The sequence below is a fragment of the Acinetobacter sp. 161(2023) genome, assembly GCF_037027805.1.
Classification (GTDB): Bacteria; Pseudomonadota; Gammaproteobacteria; order Pseudomonadales; family Moraxellaceae; genus Acinetobacter.
This window is the reverse complement of record NZ_JAZEYD010000006.1, coordinates 98,434-125,189: the sequence shown is the minus strand read 5'-3', so window position 1 is coordinate 125,189 and position 26,756 is coordinate 98,434. Positions and strand designations below refer to the sequence as shown.

At 38.8% G+C, this 26,756-nt stretch carries 24 protein-coding genes; 6 read left to right on the top strand and 18 right to left on the bottom strand.

The features are described 5' to 3' along the window. Positions 1–24 precede the first annotated feature (24 nt). Both purN and purM read right to left on the bottom strand, forming a co-directional pair. Positions 25–654 (bottom strand): phosphoribosylglycinamide formyltransferase, encoded by a 630-nt coding sequence (gene purN, locus WA249_RS07465; RefSeq protein ID WP_336167519.1) that lies wholly within the window; start codon positions 652–654, stop codon positions 25–27. Then, a complete protein-coding gene (purM, locus tag WA249_RS07460; protein ID WP_336167517.1) occupies positions 651–1,721 on the bottom strand; it encodes a phosphoribosylformylglycinamidine cyclo-ligase in 1,071 nt (356 codons plus the stop codon). Before purM ends, purN begins: the two co-directional genes overlap by 4 nt. 135 nt (positions 1,722–1,856) lie before the next feature. On the opposite strand from purM, the gene cxpE reads away from it, so the two are divergent. From cxpE to WA249_RS07440, 4 genes are all read left to right on the top strand, one after another. Continuing rightward, positions 1,857–3,053 (top strand): chloramphenicol efflux transporter CxpE, encoded by a 1,197-nt coding sequence (gene cxpE, locus WA249_RS07455; protein ID WP_336167515.1) that lies wholly within the window; start codon positions 1,857–1,859, stop codon positions 3,051–3,053. A 20-nt stretch (positions 3,054–3,073) separates the two neighbouring features. Then, positions 3,074–3,772: a DnaA regulatory inactivator Hda gene (gene hda / locus WA249_RS07450; protein WP_336167514.1), complete on the top strand. Its 699-nt coding sequence runs from the start codon at positions 3,074–3,076 to the stop codon at positions 3,770–3,772. A gap of 327 nt (positions 3,773–4,099) precedes the next feature. Then, a complete protein-coding gene (gene rbtA / locus WA249_RS07445) occupies positions 4,100–5,956 on the top strand; it encodes a rhombotarget A (protein WP_336167513.1) in 1,857 nt (618 codons plus the stop codon). 18 nt (positions 5,957–5,974) lie between these two features. Continuing rightward, entirely contained in the window at positions 5,975–8,416 is a 2,442-nt protein-coding gene (locus WA249_RS07440; protein WP_336167512.1) for a CSLREA domain-containing protein, read from the top strand. A gap of 93 nt (positions 8,417–8,509) precedes the next feature. On the opposite strand, the gene WA249_RS07435 is transcribed toward WA249_RS07440, so the two are convergent. The 5 genes from WA249_RS07435 to WA249_RS07415 form a co-directional block, all read right to left on the bottom strand. Continuing rightward, complete coding sequence (locus WA249_RS07435; RefSeq protein WP_199964752.1) at positions 8,510–8,899, bottom strand: DUF3106 domain-containing protein; 390 nt, start codon at positions 8,897–8,899, stop codon at positions 8,510–8,512. Continuing rightward, a complete protein-coding gene (locus WA249_RS07430) occupies positions 8,889–9,209 on the bottom strand; it encodes a hypothetical protein (RefSeq protein ID WP_336167511.1) in 321 nt (106 codons plus the stop codon). Before WA249_RS07430 ends, WA249_RS07435 begins: the two co-directional genes overlap by 11 nt. Next, positions 9,199–9,813, bottom strand: a complete 615-nt coding sequence (locus WA249_RS07425; protein ID WP_336167510.1) for an RNA polymerase sigma factor — start codon at positions 9,811–9,813, stop codon at positions 9,199–9,201. Before WA249_RS07425 ends, WA249_RS07430 begins: the two co-directional genes overlap by 11 nt. 159 nt (positions 9,814–9,972) lie before the next feature. Next, positions 9,973–10,749 (bottom strand): TrmH family RNA methyltransferase, encoded by a 777-nt coding sequence (locus WA249_RS07420; RefSeq protein WP_336167509.1) that lies wholly within the window; start codon positions 10,747–10,749, stop codon positions 9,973–9,975. Between the two features lie 59 nt (positions 10,750–10,808). After that, entirely contained in the window at positions 10,809–11,780 is a 972-nt protein-coding gene (locus WA249_RS07415) for a class 1 fructose-bisphosphatase (RefSeq protein WP_336167508.1), read from the bottom strand. Positions 11,781–11,962: 182 nt separating this feature from the next. Between WA249_RS07415 and WA249_RS07410 the strand changes: the two genes are divergently transcribed. Beyond that, the gene (locus WA249_RS07410; protein ID WP_336167506.1) at positions 11,963–12,151 is read left to right on the top strand and encodes an NF038105 family protein; all 189 of its coding nucleotides are present in this window, start codon (positions 11,963–11,965) and stop codon (positions 12,149–12,151) included. 57 nt (positions 12,152–12,208) lie between these two features. Here WA249_RS07410 and pal read toward each other — a convergent pair whose 3' ends face one another. The 11 genes from pal to WA249_RS07355 all read right to left on the bottom strand — a co-directional run bounded on the left by pal (position 12,209) and on the right by WA249_RS07355 (position 22,602). Then, complete coding sequence (gene pal, locus WA249_RS07405) at positions 12,209–12,775, bottom strand: peptidoglycan-associated lipoprotein Pal (RefSeq protein ID WP_336167504.1); 567 nt, start codon at positions 12,773–12,775, stop codon at positions 12,209–12,211. A 27-nt stretch (positions 12,776–12,802) separates the two neighbouring features. Beyond that, positions 12,803–14,083: a Tol-Pal system beta propeller repeat protein TolB gene (tolB, locus tag WA249_RS07400; protein ID WP_336167502.1), complete on the bottom strand. Its 1,281-nt coding sequence runs from the start codon at positions 14,081–14,083 to the stop codon at positions 12,803–12,805. 94 nt (positions 14,084–14,177) lie between these two features. After that, positions 14,178–15,641 (bottom strand): cell envelope integrity protein TolA, encoded by a 1,464-nt coding sequence (tolA, locus tag WA249_RS07395; RefSeq protein ID WP_336167499.1) that lies wholly within the window; start codon positions 15,639–15,641, stop codon positions 14,178–14,180. 3 nt (positions 15,642–15,644) lie between these two features. Beyond that, positions 15,645–16,097 (bottom strand): protein TolR, encoded by a 453-nt coding sequence (gene tolR, locus WA249_RS07390; RefSeq protein ID WP_336167497.1) that lies wholly within the window; start codon positions 16,095–16,097, stop codon positions 15,645–15,647. Beyond that, positions 16,097–16,795: a protein TolQ gene (gene tolQ / locus WA249_RS07385; protein ID WP_003650232.1), complete on the bottom strand. Its 699-nt coding sequence runs from the start codon at positions 16,793–16,795 to the stop codon at positions 16,097–16,099. Before tolQ ends, tolR begins: the two co-directional genes overlap by 1 nt. 23 nt (positions 16,796–16,818) lie before the next feature. After that, complete coding sequence (ybgC, locus tag WA249_RS07380; RefSeq protein WP_004699892.1) at positions 16,819–17,226, bottom strand: tol-pal system-associated acyl-CoA thioesterase; 408 nt, start codon at positions 17,224–17,226, stop codon at positions 16,819–16,821. Positions 17,227–17,436: 210 nt separating this feature from the next. Further along, positions 17,437–18,771, bottom strand: coding sequence for a M20 family metallopeptidase (locus WA249_RS07375; protein WP_336167495.1), 1,335 nt, complete (start codon positions 18,769–18,771; stop codon positions 17,437–17,439). A gap of 202 nt (positions 18,772–18,973) precedes the next feature. Further along, the gene (gene ruvB, locus WA249_RS07370; RefSeq protein WP_336167493.1) at positions 18,974–19,978 is read right to left on the bottom strand and encodes a Holliday junction branch migration DNA helicase RuvB; all 1,005 of its coding nucleotides are present in this window, start codon (positions 19,976–19,978) and stop codon (positions 18,974–18,976) included. 7 nt (positions 19,979–19,985) lie between these two features. Further along, positions 19,986–20,585: a Holliday junction branch migration protein RuvA gene (ruvA, locus tag WA249_RS07365; protein WP_336167491.1), complete on the bottom strand. Its 600-nt coding sequence runs from the start codon at positions 20,583–20,585 to the stop codon at positions 19,986–19,988. Positions 20,586–20,593: 8 nt separating this feature from the next. Then, complete coding sequence (locus WA249_RS07360) at positions 20,594–21,262, bottom strand: hypothetical protein (RefSeq protein ID WP_336167489.1); 669 nt, start codon at positions 21,260–21,262, stop codon at positions 20,594–20,596. Further along, entirely contained in the window at positions 21,262–22,602 is a 1,341-nt protein-coding gene (locus WA249_RS07355) for a deoxyguanosinetriphosphate triphosphohydrolase (RefSeq protein ID WP_336167487.1), read from the bottom strand. The genes WA249_RS07360 and WA249_RS07355 overlap by 1 nt, the downstream gene beginning before the upstream one ends. 309 nt (positions 22,603–22,911) lie before the next feature. On the opposite strand from WA249_RS07355, the gene purL reads away from it, so the two are divergent. Then, positions 22,912–26,745, top strand: a complete 3,834-nt coding sequence (purL, locus tag WA249_RS07350) for a phosphoribosylformylglycinamidine synthase (protein ID WP_336167486.1) — start codon at positions 22,912–22,914, stop codon at positions 26,743–26,745. Positions 26,746–26,756: the final 11 nt, after the last annotated feature.

The following is a 26,756-nucleotide window of genomic DNA, read 5'->3' as shown; positions in this document are numbered from 1 at the left end:
ATTTTTGCTTTTAAGTAAAATGCTTTACCAATTTGCAAAACGAATAGGGTGTTTAAGAACTTGATCACGGAAATAAGCTTGGCCATTTTTCCATGTAAGCTGACCGTTACATATCCACTCTGCTACTTGAGGGTAGATAAAGTGCTCAAGTGTATGCACTCGATTTGCTAATGAAGCGGCAGTATCATGTTCTTTAACTGAAATAGCGGATTGGGCAATTGATTGACCAGAATCCAGTTCAGCAGTTACAAAGTGTACGGTACAACCATGTAAACGATCACCTGTGTTTAAAACACGTTGATGAGTGTTCACACCTTTATAAGCTGGAAGAAGTGAGGGATGTATGTTCAGCATTTTCCCTTGCCATTTGTTGACAAAGGTGGGAGTTAAAATGCGCATGAAACCGGCTAAAATAACCACATCCACTTGCCAAGCCAAAAGTTTTTGATGCATTGCTTCATCAAAAACTTCACGAGTTGGAAAGTCTTTATGGGAAATAACAGCCGTAGCAATATTGGCTTTTTGAGCACGCTCTAGGGCATAAGCATCTGCTTTATTAGACAGTACACCTACAATTTGCCCTGATAGATTTGCATCTATCAAGGCTTGTAAATTACTGCCGTTCCCAGAGACTAGAACAGCAATTTTTATCATGCAAAGATCACACGAATTTTTTCGTCTGCACCTTCCACTGATTCAGCATTTTCTTGGATGTGCCCAATTTTCCAAGCTTTTTCACCTTGAGTAGTAAGCACTTCAATTGTTTTTTCTGCATCATTTGCATCAACAGCAATGACCATACCTACGCCACAGTTAAACGTACGGTACATTTCAAAGCGCTCTACATTGCCTTCGCGTCGTAGAAGTTGGAATAATTCAGACCATTCCCAAGAAGCTTCATCAATAACTGCTTGTGCGCCATTTGGTAATACACGAGGTAAGTTACCTGGTAAACCGCCACCAGTGATGTGTGCCATAGCATGTACATCAACTTGTTTGCATAGCTCAAGAACTGGTTTTACATAAATACGTGTTGGTTCCATTGCAACGTCTGCAAGAGGACGACCATCAATTGTTTGAGTTAAATCAACATTTTTAACGTCTAAAATTTTACGTAATAATGAATAACCATTTGAGTGAGCACCACTTGATGCAACACCAATAAGTACATCACCAGCCTTTACTTTAGAGCCATCAATAATTTTGCTTTGCTCAACAACACCAACGGCAAAACCAGCAAGATCGTAATCTTCGCCTTCATACATGCCTGGCATTTCTGCGGTTTCCCCACCTACAAGTGCGCAACCTGCAAGCTCACAACCTTTACCAATACCAGTAACAACATTTGCAGCAACGTCAACATTTAAGTGACCTGTTGCATAATAATCAAGGAAGAATAATGGTTCTGCACCACAAACTAAAAGGTCGTTTACACACATAGCGACCAGATCTTGGCCGATTGTGTCATGACGATTAAGATTAAGTGCCAAACGTAATTTAGTTCCTACACCATCGGTACCAGAAACTAAAACAGGCTCTTCATAACCTTTAGGAATTTTGCATAGTGCACCAAAGCCACCAAGACCGCCCATTACTTCAGGACGACTTGTACGTTTAGCGACTGACTTGATACGATCGACCAGTGCGTCGCCCGCTTCAATGTCGACACCCGCATCTTTATAGCTTAAACCGGTATTTGGGGTAGAAGTTGAGTTGCTCATAAATGAAGTCTCCGCATTGGCGGCAGATTATAACCTGAATATACGAAACTCTTATGTTATTTATGCTCGAAAATGCTATCTTTAATAAAAATATTTTTTCATTTATAACGATTAAATCAAAAAAGGCTAGATTTTATGCAAGATCGTATACTGCGCCGTATTCTTTTACTCGCAGGTATTGTATTGCTGGTATGGGTATTGTACTTACTCAAGCCTGTAGTCATTCCTTTTGTCGGTGCTTTTTTCCTGGCTTATTTATTCAGTCCACTTGTTGATGTTCTGGTAAAAATAAAATTGCCCCGCTGGTTAGCAATTAGCATCGTTTTTATCGGTATCGGTGTAACTTTAACTGTCGCATTATGGTATTTGGTTCCGCTTATCTGGAAACAATTGGTTTATGCTCGAGATAGTATCCCAGGTGGAATTCATTGGGTTAATGCAGAGCTATTACCATGGATTTCTTCGACATTCCATGTCCAACAAATGGAAATTGATACCGATCAAATATCTAAAGCTGTCATGGACTATGTCCAGACAAATTACAGTGCCGATAGTATTCAAGCTGTCTTATTAAAGCTTGCGCAATCAGGTCTCAATTTTATTCAGATTGGTGGAACAATAGTTTTAATTCCAATTATTGCTTTTTATTTTTTATTAGACTGGGACCGTATGTTGCAGCACTTACGTCGTCTCATTCCACGACCATATGAAGCTACTACCTTACAGATCGTTAGTGAATGCCATAGCGTTTTAGGAGCATTCGTTAAAGGTCAGTTCCTCGTTATGTTTTTACTCGGCGTAGTCTATGCCGTAGGTTTACAATTAATTGGATTAGAGGTCGGACTCATTATTGGTATGGTGGCTGGCCTTGCCAGTATTATTCCTTATTTAGGATTTGCAGTCGGAATTATTGCAGCGGTTGTTGCCAGTTTATTCCAGTTTGGATTGGACTGGACGCACTTACTACTTGTTGGTGTGGTTTTTATGATTGGTCAAGCAGTAGAAGGGTATATTCTACAGCCATTTCTATTGGGTGATAAAATTGGTTTATCTCCTGTAGCAGTTGTCTTTGCAGTATTAGCTGGTGCTCAGCTTGCAGGTTTCTTGGGAATGTTAATTGCATTGCCTGTTGCGGCTGTTATTGTAGTATTGTTGAAACACTTAAGAGATAACTATGAGCGCAGTTCATTATATGCTCCACCTTCTACTTTGTTGATACAAGAAGACGGCAATATTGAGCAAATTCATGTAGAAACTGAAAGCACTAAGCTTGATCTTGAGGTTAAAACACAGCAAGATACAGATAAACTGGAACCATCTGACCAGAAATAATTTCAAGGTTAATTCAATATATGCGTCAACTCCAACTGGATATAGAACCTCAACTAGATGCCCGAATCAGTGATTTTTCGGGACCAAGTTGGGGGAATGTAGTTGATGCTGTGCGTCAACTACATGCTGGTCTGGTCAGTAGGTTTTACATCTACGGTGGAGCAGGGACAGGTAAGAGTCATTTACTTTCCGCAATTTGTGACTCTTATTTAGAAATAGGCAAATCTGCAATTAAAGTTTCTTTGCTTGAACTCCTTGATGCTCCTATTGAAGCAATTACGTCTTTAGAGCATTATGACCTTGTTGCTTTAGATGATATTGAATCGATTAGTGGTGTGCCTCATTGGCAAAAAGCTGTCTTTCATTTAATGAATAATCACGAAGGACAGTTGGTATTTTCTTCGCGTGTAGCGCCTATCGAATTAAAGTTAGAATTACCAGACTTACAGTCACGACTTACGCAAGCTGTTAGTGTTAAAGTGCCGAGTGGAAGTTTATATGCAGACCGCTATGCCTTGGTCACATCTGTAATGTCTAGACGTGGTATTCATTTTGATCAGCAAATTGTTGACTATTTATTGTTACATGGTCCTCATCAAGCTTCTCTCTTGCTACAGACAGTTGCCCAATTAGAAAAATTACTCAAAGGTGAAAAAACAAAACTTTCGAATGCAACTTTAAGACAAATTTATGCTTTGATTGATGAATATCGACACTAGATATTCTTTTATTTAGGCTTATTGCTTGCCTAAGTTCATAACAACTTATTAAAAATAGAGTTTCTGACACAACTGCCTCTCATTTCATACTACTTATTTTATATCTTTTAAATCTGCTTCTAATTTTTAAATAAGTCACATTTTTGTATTTAAAAAAGTTTTTTAAATGTATGAAGCTTTTTGTAATCTGGTTCAAAAATGACTCTATAGACCGACCAAAATATCTTGAGAAATTCTACTTGCTGTGACAAAGTACGCACAAAGGATGCGATTGCAAAAGCGGAAATTTTGCAATATTGACAAAAAAAATGAAAAAGGTTTAAGGAGATGGGTATGCTCAAACGGAGCATTGCTTTTGCTTTATTGGCTGTTGCTGGACACACTTATTCTGCCGATATTCAAGTCACAAGCTTAACTGATGAAGATAAAGACGATACGATCTGTACATTGCGTGAGGCCGTACAATTTCTTAATTATCGTAGTTCTTCTAATGCTGCTGATGTTGAAAAATATGCGGCGGGTTATCATGGATGTGGAAATAAAGATGCTTCTTCAAATATTATTTTGCAGCGCGATAAAGAATATGCACTAAATCAAAGTATAACGATTTCTGCGCCTATGACTATTAGTACAGCAAAGAATGATTCTACATTGATTGAAGAAGGGCAGCCCAATTCCCATAATGCAACAATTAAAATGGCAGGCACGGATCAACTTTTTCGTATTGATGATGGCAGTGTTGAAAAAGCATCTTTCATTGTTTCATTTATTGATGTCAATCTAAAAGGCGCCGGATTAAAGACTACTGCACCAAATGGTGATGGTGGTTTAATCTATAACCACGAACAATTAAATATTCAAAACTCACGTTTAATGGATGGGTATGCAACACGTGGTGGTGCAATTTATAATGCAGGTATTCTGTCAGATACTATAAAAACAGCAGGTTCGGTAACGATTACGAATAGCCTCATACAGAATAATAAAGCAAGTCAAGGTGGGGTTTTATATAGTGATATGCCACTTTACTATATCAGTCGCTCTGTAGTGCGTGATAATGAAGTGACTGCCACAGATGGCGCATTGTTTCATGCTCAAACTAAATTTGCAGATGAAACTACGGGAGGTTATTTAACTTCACGTATCATTGGTTTGATTAATAGTACAATTTTTCATAATAAAGGTAGTTTTATTGCCAATGTCCGTGATGGAATGGTCCTTAATAATATTACTATGATTAAAAATGTGGGAGGCTTGTATCTTGATGCTCCACTGGGGAAAGCTTCTATTTCTAATAGTATTTTAGTGGGTAATACAACTAATTGTCAGGCTAGTGCAATGGATAAAACCGCTGTACAAAGTAATTTAGTCACATCAGAGTGTAATCTTAATGCTTCTGTAGCATTACCAAATATTATATATCCAGCTAATGAAAAATTAATTGCAGGGAATGCAGATGAAGGAACTTGTGATGTGCCACCTGCAGATGGATTGCTTTGCCCTTATTCAACACCAAGTGATAGTTTCTTAGGTTTCTTTAAACCACGAATTCTCGATAAATATACGGCTCTTTCACAGTCATTGTTAATTAACAAAGGCCGTTTATATAGCGATGGAACTTCTGTCGGTTTAGCAAGTTGTGAAAAACAAGATCAACGTGGAAAAAATCGTAGTGGTTATGATGAATTATGTGATTTAGGCGCAATTGAATTAATAATTAACCGCAATGATATTAGTACACATGGTCAAGATATTAAATATGGAGAAATTGCTAAATTTAATATTGCTGATGTGGTAGGGGACGGTGAATTAGTTTCTCCACAAACATGCGAAGCAATGTTTGGAAAAAGAACAGATGGTAATCCATGGCAACCAGGCTGTATGAAAGTGGTTCAGACAAGTACCATCTCTAAAGGAACTTTATCGATTGATACACAAGGAAATTTAACTTACGTTCCAAATGGTAATTGGCATGGAGCAGATGTTTTTAATCTCTTAGTTGTCACAACAACAACACGTTTTAATAACGCTGCCGATGTTTATTTAACAGTTCCAGTGCAAATCGTACAAGATCCACCTTCAGGAATAGAGGATAAATCAGTGAGTACGGGTGGCGGAAGCGTTGGAGGCGGTTTAATTTTAGGTTTATTTGGCTTAATTGCTTTGCGACGTTTTAAGTCATAATCAAGGATGATAAAGGCTATGAAAAATTATAAAAAAGCTTTTTTAGCATTAGCTGTGATTGCTGCAATGCCATTATTTGCAGATACGACTAATGGAAGGATTGATGTTACGACCTTCGCGGATGAAGATGGCGAAAATACAGATGCTTGTTCATTACGTGAAGCAATAAAGACTGCTGAATTACGTAAGTCTTATGGCGGGTGTACCGTTATTGATACACGTGAAAGTACACAAAAATCTATTCAGCTCAAAGCTGGCACTTATACTTTAACTAAGGAATTAGTTCCTAACGTAAATATTGCTATTTTTGGGGCTGATCCAGTGGATTGGCAGAACAAAAGTGTTCTAACTAATGATTACCCTGCACAGATTGCCTTACAAACACATATTAATGCACAAGGTAAATCACGTATTTTTAATACAACCACTTATAAGCAACCCTTAAGCTTAAATAATACCTCTCTTGAAAATGGGGTAACAACTGGTCAAGGTGGTGCAATTTATGCGGGTGCTGATCTTTCTTTACAAAATAGTCAGATTTTATCATCTCAAGCAGTCAGCGGCGGAGCGATTTATTTGGCTTCCCCAGATATTACGCTGTCATTAAACCATTCATTACTGCAATATAATAATGCAACACAAGGCAGTGTTTTATCAATGGGGTGTTTTAGTGATACTGTTTATGCACCACGAACGATCACCCTTCTTTCCAATAGTATTATACGTAATGGTGATATTAATTCAGCTAGTACATTTGAGTTTTGTGGTAAACCTCAGGCAGCATTAACAAATAATACTATTGCAAAAAATATAGCGAATAGTGCCAATGGTAGTATTATTAAATTTACGGGTGATACTAATAACCCAGCTAATACTTCAAGTATTTTAAGTTCAAGCAGTAGCCTTACACTATTAAATAATACAATTGTTGAAAATAATGCGAATAGTACTTTTCTCTATGATAAATTAGGGACAAAAAAGCTTAGTTTTAACCTGTTAGCTTATAATGCTGGAAGTTATGCTTGTAAATATCTTTTAGGTGCGGCAGCAGAAGAAAAGAGTGTAGGTTTAATACTCGGCTTCAATGCTCTTGATTGGAGTTCCGCAACAGGAAAATGTGATCTACCAAAAGAATCCTTACCTGATGGCCATACGAATATTGATATTAGTATACAAGCCTTTAGTACTCTATTAAACCCTTTAGTAGAGCCAGCAACAGCTTATACCGGCTTTTTACCTATTTATTATCCAAAGGATATCGCTTCTGACAAAGATTTAATTGATGTTGATAAAGATGGAAAGGGAAGCTGTGCTACAACTGACCAGCGTGGTTTAAATCGTTTAGCAGATGGGGCTTCTTATTATCAGTCAGCGAGTCGTAATAGCTGCGATATTGGTGTTGTTGAGTTAATGAAATTAACTTCAGGTGATTTAAAGGATGTTAGTAATATTTCATTAATGACATTAATTAGTACCTATCAACAAAATTATGATTTATTTGATAAATATATTAAAGATCCTAAAACACCGGCTAATTTTATTACTTATTACAAAGCACGTTTAGCTGAGTTTAAGAACTTGTTAGATAATTTTACTAATAATACGGATAATACAAAATATCGTGCTATTTATATTGATTTGAAAAACTATAATTTGCCATTACCAGATGAAGATGCTAACCATGTGTTGAAATTCTTTAATACAACTGATTATAATATTACAACGGAACCATTAGGTATTGGTTCACTTGATGATACATATAATAAACAAGAAGTTGATGGTTTAACTGATAAAGAGAATTTATTTTGTGAATGGAAACCTGCTATTCAGCAAATTGTTTTCTATCGCAAGGATGATGTCGTTACTCAAGCGGGTAGCTATGCTTATTGTAAATACACGATTACAACAGCCGATAATAAATCAACCTCAAGCGGTTTGATAAAAGCACGTTTTAATAACATTGAACCTATTTCTGGAGATGGGACAGTTACCTTTAAGTATCTTGCAAATGAAACTATTCCACTGAACCTTCTTAAATATGCTAATGATGATGGAGATGGGCCAGTAAGTACGCTTTCAAAACCTAAATCACAATTTTGGGTAGATGAAAAAGGCGTAGAGTTACCTATCTATTTACCAAGCAAAACTTCAAAAGATGGGATCTTTAAGGTTGTTAAAGCAGATCGAGAAGGGCCTTGTCCTGAGGATGACAAAGATAAGACTTGTTATGGTGGGAATATTTATATTCAAGCAAATAACGTCTTTAACGTTTTCAACGATTCATTAACCTATAACGTTTATGATGCAGATGGTAAAATCTCATCTAAAGCTGGCACAATTAATTTAGTAAGTACAGCAACTACCACCGATGATTCTCGAAGTGGGGGCGGTGGTAGCTTAGGAATCCTATCTATAGCATCTTTACTTGGTTTAATGGCCTATAGACGCTATCGTAAATAAACAATCTAAAATAAAAAGCCCCCAGTTGGAGGCTTTTTTATAGAAAGTTATGTAAGACATTAAACTCATTGCATACGAATTTTGCAGTGTGATTTAATGTTCTAAATACTTATTCATATATTCTTCACGAATAGCTGTTCTTTCTTCACCATTCGCTTTAAGCATACGCTGACGCAAGTCATTACGCTCTTGTGTGCTCATTTTTTGCCATGCTTCACGCATTTTTTCTTTTTCAGCTTCAGGGAGCTGAGTAAACCAGTCCATACGTTGCTGGAGGTTTGTACTTTGATTCGCTGGTAGATCTTTTAAGCTCTGGTAACGTTTAATAACTGCACGTTGTTCTTCTTCAGAAAGAGCATTCCATGTATCATCAACTTGTGTATTGGCATCCTTAGAAAAAACCCAAAATCGTTCAAAACCTGCAAAACTGGTTTGCAAGAAACTTAATGAACAAAGGATAAGTGCTAATTTTTTAGCTGCCATGTTGTACTTTATCCTCACCCAACACCATTAGCATTTCTAAATCTTCCACCATTTGTGGGGATAATTTAGGATTTACAACTACTTGATTTTGTGGCTTATCAACAATATCTGCTGAATTAGGTAAAATTACAAAACCTGTGATCGCAGCTGCAAGTGCAAAACCAGACATTTTCCAGACACTATAAAAAGAGGCTGGTTTTGGTTGAATATGGTCAAGTACATGATTCATGACCACTGTTTTATTTTTATGGTGATGAGCCAAACTATCAAGTTTAGATGTCACCTTTTTAGTGAAATCATCATGATTCATCAGAACCTCCCAAGGGATTTAAATGGGCCAAATACTCTCTAAGTCCCTGAATTGCTCGGTGATAATGGGTTTTTACACTACCTTCAGTACAGTTCATGATCTGAGCTGTTGTGTGTGTGTCAAAACCTTCCCACGCACGTAACATAAATGCCTGTTGTTGACGAACAGGTAGCTTTGAAATCGCTTCTCGAATTTCTTCGATAGTCACTGCTTGATCAAGAAAATCCGCAGGATTGATGGCTTTTTCATCAACTACATCAATAACTTCGTCGTCGTCATTGTCCAGACTAACTTTTTTGAAGAATGAAAATGGGTTTGCTCTACGAGATTCTTTGCGGCGCCAATCCTGAAGTTTGTTGTTTAAAATAGTATAAAACAGGGGATACCATTCTTCAGTACTTTTCTCGGCATAAGATTTGTGCAAAGCAATAAATGCTTCTTGAACCAAATCCATTGCAATACCTTGTTGACCTTGGGTAGCGCTCTCCATCATCACCAAAGCACGACCAGTTACATCTTGCATGAAAACTTTCAGGCGTTGCTCAGCCTTGCTTGCATGAGCACTAGATGTTTCCGATCCAGACTTTTTCGGTGCTAAATCCATGGAGATGGAAAATCCTGTCATTGGACATACCCACCTTATCTTCAATATATCTCTTATATAACGTTGAAAAGAGGTGGGAGGTTGACAACAATTGGCTATTTTTTAATAGTGTAATTGATTTTTTTCACAAATATGTGCGATGTAAAATAAATTAACGTTTTATTGGCGTTGACGAACCATCTCAAAGAAACAAATAGATCCTGCAATTGCTACGTTTAATGACTCTTGTCCACCTGGCTGTGGAATAGTTACTGATTGTGCATTCTCTAAGGCGTAATCACTAGCACCTTGACCTTCATTTCCTAAAATCCATACACAGGGTTGAGAAAGATCTTGTGAATAGAGGCTTGTTGAGTGATGAGAACTTGTAACGAAAACTGGGATTTGAAATTTTGGAAGAATATCTGTGAGCTGGAAGTTTTCAAAACAATGTAAGCTAAAATGAGCTCCCATACCTGCTCTTAAAACTCGTGGAGACCAAAGTGATGCAGAGCCTTGTGTGCAAATGATTTGCTTAATATTTGCTGCTGCTGCTGAACGTAGCAATGTGCCTACGTTACCTGGATCTTGTATATTTTCCAGAATTAAAGTATCTATTTCATAATCAATTGTTGAGGCAGTTTTAGGCAAGTCAATAATAGCTAAACACGGTAAGCTTGTACCTAATGTGCTCAAATCTCTATATAAGACTTCGCTAATAACAAAGATGTGACCTTGATGTAGTTCAATTATTTTTTTAAAATCAGCATGTTCTAATGCTTGTTCTGTCGTAAATAAAGAAAAAATCTTCTTTTGCTGTTGTAACCACGTTAAACAGAGATGGGTACCTTCAAGGACTGTTTGTTGGTGCTTTTTTCGAGCGCTATTAAGTTCGATTAACCCACGCAAATGTTTAATTTTTGCATTGTCTTTTGATTCTAAAAAGATAACCGCCATAAGAAAATATCCAACAAAAGGGCACCATCATACTATGATGCCCTAAATAATTAAAATTATTAATGGTAGCTTGTTACGCGTTCAACTTCGTTTTTAGAACCAATAATTACAGGAACACGTTGATGAAGTTCTGTAGGTTCAATATCTAAGATACGAACACGACCTGTAGTTGATGTACCACCTGCTTGTTCAATGAGCATACTCATTGGATTCGCTTCATACATTAAACGCAAGCGACCTGCTTTTTTCGGATCTTTTAAGTCGTATGGATAAAGGAAAATACCACCACGGCATAAAATACGGTGAATATCACCCACCATACATGCTACCCAGCGCATGTTGAAATCTTTTTCACGAACCGATGTTTTACCTGCAAGTAATTCATCAATATATTGTTTTACAGGCTCTTCCCAATGACGCTGATTAGACGCATTAATTGCAAATTCTTGAGTGTCTGCCGAAACTTGAACGTTGTCAGTAGTGAGCAAGAATGTTTGAGTTTCTGGGTCTAAAGTAAAGAATGCTACGCCATTTCCAACTGTTAAAGCCATCATGGTTGATGGGCCATAAAGTACATAACCAGCAGCAACTTGCTGTGTACCAGCCTGCATGAAATCTTCTGCTTGCGTTACCGCATTTTTTGCAGGGAGGATAGAGAAAATTGTCCCTACACACATATTGATATCGATGTTACTTGAGCCATCTAATGGGTCAAATAAAACCAGATATTTACCATTTTCTTGTGCAGGTGTGAACTCATCAAGTTCTTCAGAAGCAAGACCACCCACTTGTGGATGAACTTTTAAAGCATCAATTAAATAGTCATTAGAAATCACATCAAGTTTTTTCTGTGTTTCACCCTGAACATTTTCATTACCAGCACTACCCAAAATACCAGCGAGTGCACCTTTTTGTAAGGCTTGATCGATAGTTTTACAGGTGGTGGCAATAGTGTCGATGACTTGAGCCAACTCAGGTGTAAGGTTCCCTTTTTCTTGTTGTAAAAATTGGGACAATGTGAGGTTGGACATAAAAAAACGCTCCTGTGCGCAAGCATCAAAATGAGTCAAATAAATACGTGGGATATTCTAGATGAGAATGTCACAAAATAAAAATTATCTTACTTTATTTGTGTTGCATTTATGCTTACAAGCCTCATTTTAAATGGTATGTTGTTTGCATAGCAAAAGAATGTATATTTAGGAGAATCGAAATGACGACTAAAAAGTTCGATGCGACCCCAACGCCAAGTGAACCAATCAACTTAGAAAAAATTTCGAAAGAGAATGTTAAGGAAGCTTGGAAAGATTATGAAGCAAAACCTGAGTATAAAGCTTTTAATAAGCATGATTTGATTGAGTCGATGCAACATTCAGAAGAAGAGGAAAACAAATCTTCTTAAGTTTAGAATGTAAAAAATAAACGCCCATATGTGGGCGTTTATTTTTTAGAGAATGTTTTATTTTAATAGGGGAGGAACCGCTTCATAGTTGATTTCAACACGGCGGTTTTCTTTCCAAGCTGATTCATCATGGCCCGGATTAACAGGCGCTTCTTTACCATAACTTACAGCTTCAAGTTGCTGTGGATTTACACCATTTGTGATGAGGTAACTTTGAACTGCTTTTGCACGACGCTCGCCTAAGGCCATGTTGTACTCACGTGTACCACGTTCATCTGTATGACCTGTTAATGCAACTTTGGAGTTTGCATTTGCCATAAGAAATTGTGCGTGAGCCTGAAGAGTTTGATAGTCTTCATTAGATAAGTCACTGCTGTCGTAATCAAAATGAACAACGCGTTTAGCTAAAGCAGCTTTGTTTGCTTCAGTTACACCTTTTGATGAAGCACCTGCCAAATTTTGGGCATTTAATGCAGCATCTTCACTTAAGCCTGTCGTATTTACTGTGCTCGGGTTTGTTGTAGAACCGGTAGTTGCCGTTGTTGCTGGTTTACGGCTGGCACAGCCTGTCATAACAAGCGCTACACTAAGTAGGGGAAGAGCCAAATATTTGATTGATTTCATCATCATCTCCATCAATGGAATAAAAAGTTATTTAGGTGCCCAGGCTGGTTCACGTACTTCACCTTGTTCACTCGGTAAATTCATACGGAAACGACCATCAGTGGACATGACAGACAGTAAACCACGGTTCCCTTCACGAGTTGCGTAAACCACCATTTGCCCATTTGGTGAGAAACTTGGTGATTCATCTAAACTGGTTGGGGTAAGAATATTGACAATCCCTGTATTAATATCTTGAATAGCAACTTTATAGTTACTACCACTTGGTCGATGCACGAGTGCAATTTTTTTACCATCTGCACTTAGAGTACCACGAGCATTAAATGCCCCTTTAAATGTTAAACGTTTTACTGAACCCTCTCCAAAATCATAGCGATAAATTTGAGGAGAGCCCCCACGGTCAGATGTAAAAATAAAAGCTTTTCCATCTGGTGTGTAACGTGCTTCTGTATCAATGCCAGAGTCATTTGTCATACGTTTGATTTGGCGAGTTGATAAATCCATTTGATAAATTTCAGGGTTACCATTCATTGACCCTGTAAATAGCATTGATTTGCCATCTGGTGAAAAGCTTGGCGCACCATTCAAACCTTTAAAGCTGGTAAGTACTTCACGTGTTCCAGTAGAAAGATCTTGTAAGTAAATTGCTGGACGTTTAGTTTCAAAAGAAACATAAGCAATTTTTTTAGCGTCTGGAGTCCATGCTGGAGACAGAATTGGGTCGCGTGAAGAGAGAACTGTTTTCGGTTGCTCACCATCTGTATCAGCAATTTGTAAAGTGTAACGTTCAGCAGGTGTTGCCGGATTACGTAATACATAAGCAATACGACCACTAAAATCACCAGCAATACCAGTCAATGCTTGATAAATAGCATCACTGACCATATGTCCAGCTTGACGTATGCGTGAAGCAGGAACATTTAATAACTCGTTAAGAAGATATTGCTGTTTTTGTACGTCATAAAGTTGGTAATGAACTTCAAACCCATCAGCTGTTTGCTTAACTTGTCCAGTAACAACATATGGAATACCCGCAGCTTGCCAATCAGATGCTTGAATTTGATTAATGGCAGCATTTGCAGGTAAGTTTTTCGATGAACTTGTGAAACGTCCTGAACGGTTTAAGTCAGTTTCAACAATAGGATAAAGTCCATTGTCGTTATTAAAAGGAACAATAGCGATTTTGGGCGCTTGATCAGGCGCTTTTGCAATCTCTAAATGTAATTGAGCAAAGGCAGCTGTCGGTGCAAGAGGACTTAATGCTGCAAGCAGCGTTAAGGCTAGAAGGTGTTTGCGGCTCGTTTTCATAAGTTTAAAGTCATAGCAGGTATTTTTTGTGACTGTTGATTTTGTAGCATAGTTACATGCCTTAAACTATTTAAAGCATGTAACTCTTTCAAAATTATTGCGCTCTAAATGTAGAACTAACACTTTTTGCTTCACGCCTTGCATCAGGATCTGATGGCATAGGATATGGTGCTGCAGCTTGGATCGCAGCTTTAATACTTGCGTCTAAGGCATCATCACCACTGGAACGTGTGATCACAATAGAATTAACGCTTCCCGAATCGGAGAGAGTAAAACGAACACCGACTGTTTTACCACTACTACCAGTTGGGACATCCCAAGAGCGTCGAATTTTCTGCTCAAAATCACGCCTCGCTGAAGATGCAATTTTTTTGGCTTCACCTTTTTTCTGAGCAGCTTCTTCCTGAGCTTTCTTTGCAGATGCAGCTTTTTGTTCTGCCTCAGCTTCAGCTTTACGTCTAGCATCCTCGGCAGCTTTACGGGCTTCACTTTGTTCATGTTTGGCTTTTGCGTCAGCATCAGCCTTGTGTTTAGCATCTTCCGCAGCTTTCTGCTTTTTAGCTTTTGCGTCAGCCTCAGCTTTACGCTTAGCATCCTCAGCTGCTTTTTGATGTTTGGCTTTAGCATCAGCGTCAGCTTTCTGCTTGGCATCTTCAGCCGCTTTCTGCTTTTTGGCTTTATCAGCTTCAGCCTTACGTTTAGCATCTTCAGCTGCTTTGTGGGCTTCACTTTTTTCCTGTTTAGCCTTCGCCTCAGACTCAGCTTTGCGTTTAGCATCTTCAGCCGCTTTACGGGCTTCATTTTTTTCCTGTTTAGCCTTTGCATCAGCTTCTGCTTTGCGTTTAGCATCTTCAGCAGCTTTGCGGGCTTCATTTTTTTCATGTTTAGCTTTCGCATCAGCTTCAGCTTTACGTTTAGCTTCTTGCTGTGCCTGAAGTTTAGCATTTTCAGCTTCACGTTTCAGTTTTGCATCAGTCTCTGCTTTACGTTTAGCATCTTCAGCAGCTTTGCGAGCTTCACTTTGTTCATGTTTAGTTTTTGCATCAGCTTCAGCTTTACGCTTTTGTTCAGCTTCGACTTTTGCAGCTTTTGCCTCAGCTTGACGCTTAGCATCAGCCTGCTGTTTTTGAACTTCCTCTAAACGTTGCTGCTCTGCAGCTTGTTTCGCTTTAGCAGCTTCTTCAGCTTTACGTTTCTCCTCAGCTAATTTTGCTTGCTGGGCCTGCTCAGATTTTTGCTTTTGGGCAACCAAATGTTGTGCTGCTGGAGGAGGTGGTGATGGTATTGCTGGAAGATTTTGGGGAAGAGTTTCATCCACAATTGGACTTAGAACTTCTTCTGCCTGATTTTCTGCTGAGGTTTGTTGCTCAACTTCTTTTGCTAAAGGTGGTGGTAAATCTTCAGGCTTAACTAAAATAGTAGTTAGCTTTTTTGGCTGTTCAGGCGGTTTACTCAAGCCTAAAAAAAGCAAGCCAACAATAGCAATAGCATGAACTCCAAATGTGAAGCTCAATGCAATCGCATTTTGTTTAAAGTGTGGCTTTCGATCGTTATTCATAGCTTATTTTAAAGGCTCTGTCAGAAGGCCAACTTGAGTTAAACCTGCTTCTTGTAAACTTGCCATCAATGACACGACTTCTCCATAAGGACGAGACTTATCACCATTGACTAAAACTGTGAGTTGTTTATTTTCTTGTTCAGCTTGTTTTTGAGCATCGCTTAAAACTGCTTCCAATTTTTCACGAGATAATGGCTCACTATCTTTGTAATCTTCATACTGAAGATAAATATTGCCATCTTTACCAATTGTTACCATGGCAGGCATATCTTTTGATTCGATAGGATGATTATTTGCTTGAGGTAAATCGACTTTAATACCACTAGTAATCATGGGTGCCGTCACCATGAAAATAACCAAAAGTACGAGCATAACGTCAATATAAGGCACGACGTTCATATCACTTTTTAGTGGTTTTTTTATGCGCTCAAAGCGCCCTGAACGCTGAATTGCCATTATGCATCTTCCTGTGACGAACCCACAGACTGACGTTGCAATAAAGCAATCATCTCTTCAGCAAATAAAGCACGATCAGAGTAAACACTTTCGCTTTTAGAAGTGAAATGGTTAAAAGCCAATACAGCAGGAATTGCAGCAAATAAACCAATTGCGGTTGCAATAAGTGCTTCAGCAATACCTGGTGCAACAGTTGCTAGAGTAACTTGATCAACAGCAGCTAAACCGATAAAGGCATTCATAATTCCCCAAACGGTACCGAATAGACCGATGTAAGGAGCTACAGAGCCGATACTTGCTAAGCTACCTAAGCCATATTCTAGATGGCTCTGATCACGACTCAAACCTACTCGTAAAATACGTTCAGTTCCTTCAATCGTTTGTGAAACAGGGGCCTGACGTTTTTTAAGTTTAAAAAACTCACTCAACCCTTGATAAAAAATATCTTCAAGACCTGAGCGTTTTGAGTTGAGCTGAGCATTGTTGTAAAGCGTATTGAGTTCAGCACCCGACCAGAACATTTTCTGGAAATGTTCATCTTCTTGATGTGCTTTTTTATAACTCATATGTAACTTGGCAATCAGATACCAACTAAAGATTGATGCTAACAATAAAATTAGCATGACCAACTGAACGACTGGACTTGCCTGTAAAATAAGGTCAGAAATATGCAGGGTTGATTCAATGTTTGTTGCCATAGTTACATATGCCGGTGGTTTTTTTAGTCTTGTTCCAATTCTTTACGAATAAGATCACGTATTTCTTCTGGAAGACGACGAGCTACAAGTTCTTTGCTTAAACATGCCAATTCAACCTCGCCAGAAGCAAGCAAGATTTCACCACGATAAATATTTTGTTGCAACACAAATGACGCAGCTTTACATGAAACTACACGTGCTGTAACAGTAATTAAATCATCCATTAAAATAGGACGCATATATTTTACGTCAATTTTGTGTACGACAAAGTTGTAGTCTTTTTGATGCCAGTAATGATCAACCCCAGAAGCACGGAGCCATTCAGTACGGGTACGTTCCATATAGCGAATGTGGTTGGCATGGTAAACAATACCGCCTGCGTCCGTATCTTCAATATAAACACGAATGTTGAATTCAAAATGATTCGCCATGAGAGGATTCCGTTTTAGTTCACTATAGAGCTTTGTATCTAAAATATGACTGCTGAATAAAACATCAATTTTATTCGAAGCCACGTATATGCTTTAAATACGGGGCAGTTTAGCAGATTGCATACTAAGTCCTATGGCACAACCTTTCAATTGCGATTGCTCTATTTTTGGTCTAAAAACTCTACATCTCATGGCTAGCATGCTTTTAAATTATGAAGGTTTCCATGAGGTTTGAACTTGTTTTGATATATTCGGATAATCTAATACGAATCTTACATGCAGCTCGGTTCCTGTTTTTAAGGCCTTGTCGTCTACAATAAAATAAGGACTATGATTTGGTGCAGCTTGAGTTAAGTTCTGATTTTCTGGTGTTGCGCCTAAGAAAACAAAGAATGACGGCATTAATTTTCCATAATAGGCAAAATCTTCACTGGCGCTTGCATTATGATCAAGCACATGCAGTTTTGAAACTCCTGCAACTTTGGCTAATGTTGGCTGAATAAGTTGAGTGAGGGTTTTATCATTCATGGTCACTGGAGCATAAGGTGCAATTTCAACTTTAGCAGTTACATCATTGGCTTGAGCACTATGCTCTATCATGACTGGTAAACTTTTTAAGATGTTATTTCTTATTTCTTCGTTATTAGAGCGAATGGTGCCGATCATATTGACCTGTTCGGGAATCACATTTCCTGCCGTACCACCTTGAATATTGCCAATACTGACCACGCCCATACCTTGAGTTAGATCTGTTCTTCGGCTAATAAGACTTTGCAAATTGTTAATCATTTGTGCCGATGCATAAATTGGGTCTCTACCTAACCACGGCGTCGAACCATGAACCTGTTTACCATTGACCTGAATACGTAAGTGGTCTGCACTATTTAAAATGGCACCATCTTTATAATAAAGATGGCCACTTTTCATACCCGCAATAACGTGTATTCCAAAAATAGCTTCTGGTTTATTGTCTTTAAAAGCACCATCAGCGATCATTTTTCGTGAACCGATTTGATCACCTTGAGTGAAGTTATCAATATCTGCTCCACCTTCTTCAGCAGGTTGAAAAACAAACATAACTGTGCCCGATATTTTATCTTTATTCGCAGCCAAAATTTTTGCTGCGCCTAATAACATTGCAGTGTGTGCATCATGTCCACATGCATGCATCACATAAGTTTCCTTACCTTGATAAATTGCTTTTTGTTTACTGGCAAAGGGAACACCGCTCTTTTCTTCCATAGGTAAAGCATCCATATCCGCTCTAAGTGCAATAATAGGGCCGGGTTTATTACCTTTTAAAATGCCAATTACACCTGTTTTCGCATAACCTGTTTTGACTTGAATGCCATAAGACTTTAATTCTTTTTGAACAAGGGCAGAGGTTTTAAATTCCATATTGCCCAGTTCAGGATGTTGGTGAATGTTTTGTCTTAGCTGAATGACCTGATTTTCATTTTGTTGAGCAGCATCGTTAACCCAATCTGCTAGGCTCAGCTGACTCATTAAGGCGAGTGGTAAAAATAAAGCGGCTTTCTTATACATGTCCTTATCCTAAAAATATTATTGTTCATAAGATTTAATATCTAGATTTCTTATAATTCAGTTTTTTAAAATATTAAAAAATCAATAAGGTATAAAGAAAGACTTAAAAGGTATAGAATTTCTAAGTTATTGATAAAAAATGTTATTTGATTTTTAAGAATAGAAGGATTAAAAAAAGGAAGAGAAAATTCTCTTCCTTTGATTAGTTTTGAGGCTCGGGTGGTGTCAGGCCAAACTGTAAATAAGATTGGTTCGTTGCAATGCGGCCTCGTGCAGTACGCATCACATAACCTTGTTGAATTAAATACGGTTCAATCACATCTTCAAGTGTGCCACTATCTTCAGCCATTGCTGCTGCAAGTGCTTCGACTCCAGCAGGACCACCATCAAAACGCTCTAGCAGCATGCTCAAATAACGTCGGTCTAGGGTGTCTAAGCCAGCTTTATCAACATTGAGCATATCAAGCGCACGCTGTGCCATTTCATGGGTCACTTCACCTGTGCCTTTCACTTGTGCATAGTCACGAACTCGACGTAATAGTCGATTGGCAATACGAGGCGTTCCGCGTGCACGGCGTGCAACTTCTTCTGCGCCCTCAACGGTAATAGGTACATTCATCAAGTTTGCAGATCGTGACACAATATGAGTGAGGTCTTCTACAGAATAGAATTCAAGACGTTGCACAATACCAAAACGGTCACGTAGCGGAGAGGTGAGCAAACCCGCACGTGTTGTAGCCGCGACAAGTGTAAACGGAGGTAAATCGAGTTTAATTGAACGAGCAGCAGGGCCTTCACCAATCATGATATCTAATTGGTAGTCTTCCATCGCTGGATAAAGAATTTCTTCAATCACTGGTGAAAGGCGGTGAATTTCATCAATGAACAAAACGTCGCCTTCTTCAAGGTTGGTCAGCATTGCAGCTAAGTCGCCCGCACGCTCCAAAACTGGCCCCGAAGTAGATTTAAGATTTCCGCCCATTTCACGCGCAATAATGTTGGCAAGGGTGGTTTTACCCAAGCCCGGTGGACCAAAAATCAGCGTGTGGTCGAGTGCTTCACCACGACCGCGAGCTGCGCCAATGAAAATTTCCATTTGCTCGCGTACTACAGGTTGTCCGATGTAGTCGGCAAGAGAAGTTGGTCGAATAGCCCGATCAAAATGATCTTCAGGTTTTTCTGCTCCACTGATTAGACGGTCTTGCATAAGTGTTTTACTTCATCATTGATTTAAGAGCAGCACGAATAATATCGGCTGATTCTGTGTAATCGGCTTTAACCGCAGCAACAGCTTTTTGTGCTTCAAGTGGCTTATAACCTAAAGATTGCAAAGCGGCTTCTGCTTCTGCTACAGGCGAGTTTGAAGCAAACTGAATTTGAGGCAGCGTAGCTGAAGTAGAAGATCCTTGAGCTAATGTTTTGAAGCGGTCACGAAGCTCAATCATTAAACGTTCAGCTGTTTTTTTGCCAACACCCGGAACTTTTACTAACGTGTTGATGTCATCATGCTCAATCGTATGCACCAGTAACTCAACACTTAATGTCGATAAAATACCTAATGCCATTTTCGGACCTACACCATTTACTTTTAATAAGGTGCGGAAAATTATTTTTTCTTGAGCATCGCTGAAACCGTAGAGCTGTTGAGCATCTTCACGAACAACCAAATGCGTCCATAACGTAACTTTTTGGCCTTTTTGTAATTGGCAAAATGTTGAAAGTGGCGTATCAATTTCATAACCCACACCATTTACATTCAGTAAGACAGTAGGGGCTTCCAGGGCAAACACTTCGCCAATTAAACATCCGATCATTGAATCTTTCACTTATTTGTTAATGGTTGAATAGTAGATGCCATTTGTTCTAAACGCAAAATAGCTTTTAAAATTTCTTTTCGATTTCGTGTGGATTTTATCCATGCAGGTAAACGCGAAAAGTAACTGCTATTACCAGTCTGTTTAGTTCGTTCTCTTAGATGAGCTTCAACAAACATTTTTAATTCTTTTAAATGTGTAGGGTTATAAACGTATATTTCTCCATGCCTGCTTGAAGTTTTCAAATAAAGTTCAAGACCATAATTTGTATAACCAAATTTTTGGTCTAAAACAAAAGCTATATTATATTTTTCAAATTTTGAAAAATTTTGGCATAGATGACATTTAGCTTGAATATAAGGAGGATGAGCTCCTGAATTATTCAGTTTTTGATTTGCATTGAGCCATGACCCACCACAACTGTGGCAACGTTGGTAAGCTGTGGCGTAAAAATGACCATTATGACGACTCGATATTGAATTATCTTCAGCTTTAATTTGATAACAACAATTTAGACAACTAAAAGAAAATGTTCCTTGGTAAGGCGCATCTACGGGTGGCAAAGGGCGATCATGCTTCAAGATACTTAGATGAAAACATTTAGGACATTTTACCCACTGATCTGAATACATAAAAGATGAGGGATAGAGCCCTTTATCTACATGTCGATTTACCATTAAAACAAACCTATTTTATTACCTTGTAGTTCTTGCGCCAAGCTATAAGCCTGATGATCTGAAAACTTACTGATAATATCGAGTACTTGCATAATATTGCTGTAATGATTATTGCTAAAGTTAGCACCATACAGATTAAGGATAGACATTAAACGTTGTTCTTTAAAGCTTAAAGATTTATGTGGTGTGGTCAACGGTACAAATGCATCTAAAATTGTTTGCAAGCTTTGATGCGCAATAATTTCTAAACCCGACTTTTGTGGATGCTCAAAAATCTTATCACGCGCCAGATTTTTGGCTGTTTCGATACCAATTGCAATATCGGGTGAACAATATTGCAAAAGGTTGCCTTTAAGCTGGCCTGTAATAATTTCATAATGATGCTTAGCAAAGGCTGTAGTGACTTCATCTACAAGCCGTTTCATGACTCGCCCACGTAGGGCTGAAATCTTTTGTTGCCATGTACTATTTGGATGTGACAATTCTTCAGGCTGACCATAGTCGGCAATAAGATTTAAGAAAATTGGCTCAACTTCTTGGTAACTCAGCATATTTAAGATAATGCCATCTTCTAAGTCAATTAAGGCATAGCAAATGTCATCCGCCGCTTCTAACAAATAAGTCAATGGGTGACGACAATAATGATATTCGCCTAATTGAATAAGGCCGAGCTGCTCGGCGATCTGTTTTAAAATTTCTTTTTCAGATTGATAACAACCAAACTTTGCTCGTTGATGAGAAGGGCGATCACCTTGTGAAGCAATGGTTTCTGAAAGCCATGGATACTTTAAATAAGCACCTAAGGTTGCATAGGTTAAGCGCATTCCTCCATCATTTGGATGATAGTCAATGCGACTTAATAGACGTAATCCTTGAGCATTACCTTCAAATTGGCGAACATCTGCTTCTTCTTCGGGGCTTAATTTCTTTAAAAAATCATTATGTGATGCGTCGTCAAACCACTCACGAATCGCATATTCACCCGCATGTCCAAAAGGTGGGTTACCAATGTCGTGGGCAAGACAAGCTGCCTGAATAATTGCACCAACATCGGCAGGAGAAATCCAGACGGGTAATTCATCTTTTATTTTTTCTGCTGCTAACATGCCCATTGAGCGGCCAATACAGGAAACTTCAAGTGAATGTGTTAAACGGGTATGAATGCCATCATGCTGTGCGAGTGGGTGAACTTGCGTCTTACGGTTTAGCTGACGAAAACTTTGAGAAAATATAATACGGTCATAATCTTTATGGAATGGGCTACGAGCCAGTTCTGTACTGCTTTTTTTACTACCTAAACGAACTGCAGAAAGCAGCTCTAACCAACGCATTTGTTCCATTTATCATTATTCAAAACTTTAAAACCTGATCATGCCAAAAAAAAGTTAAAAGCACTAGCTTGGTGCGACATAGTTTGTCTTAGTTCGGGTTTTATTATGTTATTGAATAAACATGAAACAATTTATTTTTAGTGAGAATACCTAAAAAAATGATTTTGAACAAAAAACTATTCACTTCTTGCAGAATTAGGTTACAGAATACTGATTCTACATCTAGCTGATTTTAGCAAGAAGCAGTAGAATATGCGCTCTCTCTAAAGTCACATTGCGGTAAGGTTCACAAGACCTGCCCGTGGAGCCAAAATCAACATGTTTATCGTGGCCGGTGCAGCAGCACATTCTTCTTTTAAGAAAGCTCAACTATTAACACGTTTATCGTCAATTAGTTCTGTTCAATCTTTTGACAGCCAATGGGTCTATTTGTTTGATCAAGCGCTCAACGAGCAGCAACATCAATCTGCTTTGCAATTATTGAATGACGGTGAGTCTTTTGAACTTCGTCAATCTGCAAGTGATGAGATTCAGATTTTAGTTACACCACGTGTGGGTACTATTTCACCTTGGTCTTCTAAAGCAACTGATATTTTCAAAAACTGTAATACACCAGTACATCGTTTAGAACGTGGTCTTTTATTCACATTAAAAGGTGTTACTGAAATTACGAATGAAGTTAAACAAGTACTTCATGACCGTATGACAGAAACAGTTTTTGCTCAAATTGATGATGCAAAAGCATTATTTTCAGAAACTGCTCCAAAACCATTAAATTCAATTGATATCTTGGGTCAAGGCAAAGAAGCTTTGGTTAAAGCTAACAATGAGTTTGGTTTTGCGTTATCTGAACAAGAAATTGATTACTTAACTGAAGCATTCGTTAAGCTTGGTCGTAATCCAAATGACATCGAGTTAATGATGTTTGCACAGGCAAACTCTGAGCACTGTCGTCATAAAATCTTTGGATCTGAATGGACAATTGATGGTGAAAAACAACCATTGTCATTGTTCCAGATGATTAAAAATACTTATAAAGAATCTCCAACTGATGTGTTATCTGCTTATAAAGATAACGCTTCAGTGATTGTGGGTTATGACACGATGCGTTTTTATCCGAAAGCGGATGAAAATGGTCACTTTATTTATAAATATAAGAGCCAAGCTGCTCATATTTTAATGAAGGTTGAAACTCATAACCACCCAACAGCAATTTCTCCATTTGCTGGTGCTGCAACTGGTTCAGGCGGTGAAATCCGTGATGAAGGTGCAACAGGTCGTGGTGGTAAACCAAAAGCTGGTTTAACAGGTTTCACAGTTTCGAACTTAAATATTCCAGGTTTTGAACAACCTTGGGAAGAAAACTACGGTAAACCTTCACGTATGGCATCGCCATTACAAATCATGATTGAAGGTCCATTAGGCGGCGCGGCATTTAACAATGAATTCGGTCGTCCTGCGTTAAATGGTTATTTCCGTACTTTCGAACAGAATGTAAATGGTGAAGTGAAAGGCTTCCACAAGCCAATTATGATTGCTGGTGGTTACGGTAATATCCGTCCTGACCATGTAGAAAAAGATGCGATTCAACCAGGTGATTTACTCATTGTATTGGGTGGCCCTGCAATGTTAATCGGTCTTGGTGGCGGTGCAGCATCTTCTGTAGACAGCGGTACAATGGGTGAGAGCCTTGATTTCGCTTCTGTACAACGTGAAAACCCAGAAATGGAACGCCGTTGTCAAGAAGTAATCGATACATGCTGGCGTTTAGAAGACTTCAACCCAATCGTTTCTGTACATGACGTTGGCGCGGGCGGCCTATCAAATGCTATGCCTGAACTTGTGAATGATCATGAGTTAGGTGCAGTTCTTAATCTTCGTAAGATTCCTTCATTAGAGCCGGGCATGAGCCCAATGGAAATCTGGTCAAATGAAGCACAAGAGCGTTATGTTCTTGCTATTCGTCCAGAGTCTTTAGAGCAATTCGAAGCAATCTGTGCACGTGAACGTTGTCCGTTTGCTGTGTTGGGTGAAGCAACTGAAGCACGTCACTTAACAGTTGAAGATCCATTGTTCCAAAATGATGCTGTTGATATGCCAATGCAGGTAATGCTTGGTGGTACGCCACGCATGCAACGTTCTTATGAAACTACTGAACGTAGTGGCGATGATTTTGACGCTTCAAAAGTTGATTTGAAAGATGCGATTTTCCGCGTATTGAAAAATCCTACAGTTGCGTCTAAGTCATTCTTGATCACAATTGGTGACCGTTCAATTACAGGTATGGTTGCTCGTGATCAAATGGTTGGTCGTTGGCAGGTTCCTGTTGCAGATGCAGCAGTAACGACAACAAGTTTGCAAGGTTTTACTGGTGAAGCAATGGCAATGGGTGAACGTCCACCAGTTGCATTGTTAAATCCAGCTGCATCTGCTCGTTTGGCAGTTGCTGAAGCAATTACCAATATTGCATGTGCAAACATTGAACAAATTAGCGATATCAAACTTTCTGCAAACTGGATGGCTGCTGCTGGTCAAAAAGGTGAAGATCAAGCATTGTTTGAAGGCGTGAAAGCAATTGGTATGGAAATGTGTCCTGCTTTAGGAATTGCGATTCCAGTAGGTAAAGACTCACTTTCAATGCGCACGACTTGGAATGACAACGGTGAAGATAAAGCTGTAACTTCTCCAATGACCGGTGTAATCACTGCGTTTGCTCCAGTGACTGATGTTCGTAAGACCTTAACACCTGAACTTAAAAATTTAGAAGATTCAGTACTTGTACGTATTGATTTATCTAAAGGTCAGTTCCGTTTAGGTGGTTCAATTCTTGTGCAAGTATATAAAGCAATTGGTTCAATCACTCCGGATGTTGATAGTTTTGATGATTTCAAAGCGTTCTTCGCTTTAATCCAAGACTGGAACAACCGTGGTTTGATTCAGGCTTACCATGACATCGGTGATGGTGGTTTATTAGCTTCTGTAGCTGAAATGATGTTTGCTGCACGTTTAGGTGTTGCGTTAGAAAACCAGACTACTGCGGGCTTATTTGCAGAAGAAATTGGTGCAGTACTTCAAATCAAAGCAACTGATTGGGACGCTTTGCAAGCAGAAATCGCAGCTTCTAGCTTAAAAGATGCAATTGCTGTAGTTGGTCGTGTAAATAACTCAGATCAATTATCTGTAAATGGTTTAACTTTAGATCGTGCTGAATTACAACAAGCTTGGTCTGAGGTATCTCATCAGATCCAACGTCTACGTGATAACGTAGAAACTGCTGATCAGGAATTTTCATTAATTACTGACAATGCACACCAAGGTTTGATTGCTAAACCAACATTCGACTTGAATGAACCTGTTGAAGCACCGTTCATTAATACACGCCGTCCTAATATGGCAATCTTGCGTGAGCAAGGTGTAAATGGTCATATTGAAATGGCAGCAGCTTTCGACAAAGTTGGTTTCAATACGATTGACGTACACATGAGCGACTTACTTGCTGGTCGTGTAAGCCTAAGTGATTTCGAAGGTTTAGTGACTTGTGGTGGTTTCTCTTACGGCGACGTAATGGGCGCAGGTGGTGGTTGGGCAAAATCAGTATTGTTCAATGCTAAATTACGTGATCAGTTTGAACAGTTCTTCCATCGTGAAGAAACATTCAGCTTAGGTATCTGTAATGGTTGCCAAATGTTGTCACAATTAGCGCCACTTATTCCAGGTGCTGAACACTGGCCACGTTTCCATCGCAATATGTCAGAAGTTTTTGAAGCTCGTAGCGTAAACGTTCGTGTTGAAAAATCTGTTTCTGTATTACTTGATGGTATGGAAGGTTCAATCTTACCGATTGCTGTTGCACATGGTGAAGGTCGTGCTGTTGCAAGTGAAGCTAACATTGCAAGCTTGAACGCAGCTAACCAAGTTGCATTGCGTTATGTTGATAGCCACGGTAACCCGACTCAACATTATCCATTGAACCCGAATGGTTCACCTGAAGCAATTACTGGTGTGACTTCTAAAGATGGTCGTGCAACGATTATGATGCCACACCCTGAGCGTACTTTCCGTGCGCTTCAGCATTCTTGGAAACCAGAAGAGTGGACTGAAGACGGTGCATGGTTACGAATGTTCCGTAATGCTCGTAAGTTTATTGGTTAATATAAAAATTG

Bases quoted from the DNA above. Each gene is read 5' to 3' on its own strand.
- purN (WP_336167519.1), bottom strand. From the start codon at position 654: ATGATAAAAATTGCTGTTCTAGTCTCTGGGAACGGCAGTAATTTACAA.
- purM (WP_336167517.1), bottom strand. From the start codon at position 1,721: ATGAGCAACTCAACTTCTACCCCAAATACCGGTTTAAGCTATAAAGAT.
- cxpE (WP_336167515.1), top strand. From the start codon at position 1,857: ATGCAAGATCGTATACTGCGCCGTATTCTTTTACTCGCAGGTATTGTA.
- hda (WP_336167514.1), top strand. From the start codon at position 3,074: ATGCGTCAACTCCAACTGGATATAGAACCTCAACTAGATGCCCGAATC.
- rbtA (WP_336167513.1), top strand. From the start codon at position 4,100: ATGGGTATGCTCAAACGGAGCATTGCTTTTGCTTTATTGGCTGTTGCT.
- WA249_RS07440 (WP_336167512.1), top strand. From the start codon at position 5,975: ATGAAAAATTATAAAAAAGCTTTTTTAGCATTAGCTGTGATTGCTGCA.
- WA249_RS07435 (WP_199964752.1), bottom strand. From the start codon at position 8,899: ATGGCAGCTAAAAAATTAGCACTTATCCTTTGTTCATTAAGTTTCTTG.
- WA249_RS07430 (WP_336167511.1), bottom strand. From the start codon at position 9,209: ATGAATCATGATGATTTCACTAAAAAGGTGACATCTAAACTTGATAGT.
- WA249_RS07425 (WP_336167510.1), bottom strand. From the start codon at position 9,813: ATGGATTTAGCACCGAAAAAGTCTGGATCGGAAACATCTAGTGCTCAT.
- WA249_RS07420 (WP_336167509.1), bottom strand. From the start codon at position 10,749: ATGGCGGTTATCTTTTTAGAATCAAAAGACAATGCAAAAATTAAACAT.
- WA249_RS07415 (WP_336167508.1), bottom strand. From the start codon at position 11,780: ATGTCCAACCTCACATTGTCCCAATTTTTACAACAAGAAAAAGGGAAC.
- WA249_RS07410 (WP_336167506.1), top strand. From the start codon at position 11,963: ATGACGACTAAAAAGTTCGATGCGACCCCAACGCCAAGTGAACCAATC.
- pal (WP_336167504.1), bottom strand. From the start codon at position 12,775: ATGAAATCAATCAAATATTTGGCTCTTCCCCTACTTAGTGTAGCGCTT.
- tolB (WP_336167502.1), bottom strand. From the start codon at position 14,083: ATGAAAACGAGCCGCAAACACCTTCTAGCCTTAACGCTGCTTGCAGCA.
- tolA (WP_336167499.1), bottom strand. From the start codon at position 15,641: ATGAATAACGATCGAAAGCCACACTTTAAACAAAATGCGATTGCATTG.
- tolR (WP_336167497.1), bottom strand. From the start codon at position 16,097: ATGGCAATTCAGCGTTCAGGGCGCTTTGAGCGCATAAAAAAACCACTA.
- tolQ (WP_003650232.1), bottom strand. From the start codon at position 16,795: ATGGCAACAAACATTGAATCAACCCTGCATATTTCTGACCTTATTTTA.
- ybgC (WP_004699892.1), bottom strand. From the start codon at position 17,226: ATGGCGAATCATTTTGAATTCAACATTCGTGTTTATATTGAAGATACG.
- WA249_RS07375 (WP_336167495.1), bottom strand. From the start codon at position 18,771: ATGTATAAGAAAGCCGCTTTATTTTTACCACTCGCCTTAATGAGTCAG.
- ruvB (WP_336167493.1), bottom strand. From the start codon at position 19,978: ATGCAAGACCGTCTAATCAGTGGAGCAGAAAAACCTGAAGATCATTTT.
- ruvA (WP_336167491.1), bottom strand. From the start codon at position 20,585: ATGATCGGATGTTTAATTGGCGAAGTGTTTGCCCTGGAAGCCCCTACT.
- WA249_RS07360 (WP_336167489.1), bottom strand. From the start codon at position 21,262: ATGGTAAATCGACATGTAGATAAAGGGCTCTATCCCTCATCTTTTATG.
- WA249_RS07355 (WP_336167487.1), bottom strand. From the start codon at position 22,602: ATGGAACAAATGCGTTGGTTAGAGCTGCTTTCTGCAGTTCGTTTAGGT.
- purL (WP_336167486.1), top strand. From the start codon at position 22,912: ATGTTTATCGTGGCCGGTGCAGCAGCACATTCTTCTTTTAAGAAAGCT.